This window comes from Exiguobacterium sp. UBA6282, from assembly GCF_002440475.1.
Taxonomy (GTDB): Bacteria; Bacillota; Bacilli; order Exiguobacteriales; family Exiguobacteriaceae; genus Exiguobacterium_A.
In genome coordinates this window covers 117543-117896 of record NZ_DJUM01000020.1, presented here as the reverse complement: position 1 = coordinate 117896, position 354 = coordinate 117543, and the positions used below count along the sequence as shown (strand labels likewise).

The 354-nt window shown below is 47.7% G+C and carries 1 protein-coding gene; it reads left to right on the top strand.

The window, feature by feature from the left end; all coding sequences use genetic code 11:
• On the top strand, positions 1-246 hold a 246-nt coding region (locus B2751_RS05590), incomplete at its 5' end, for a DNA repair protein RecO C-terminal domain-containing protein (protein ID WP_290773423.1).
• Between the last annotated feature and the right edge of the window lie 108 nt (positions 247-354).

Genomic DNA, 354 nt, shown 5'->3' with positions numbered 1-354 from the left:
GGCGGTCTACTCTGTCGCCGGCATCGCCATGAGGATGAACATGCTGTCTATATGTCAGAGGCAGTTGCGAAGATGCTCTATGTGTTTTCCGTCTATGATTTCTCACGGATTGGTACCGTGACGGTAAAGCCAGAAACGAAGCGTCTATTGCGTCAAATCATGGATGCTTATATGGAACGCTACAGCGGGTTACGTCTGCGTTCAAAACGTGTCCTCGACCAGTTGATTGATTTCGGCAACGATTGACAGCAACAAGCGGGTTCGGTAGAATGAATGCGGAAGAAGTAACTAAATGAACACGATGACGAAAAGGAGTACCGTCTTTTTTCTCAATCAAGCGATTCCAGGGTGGTG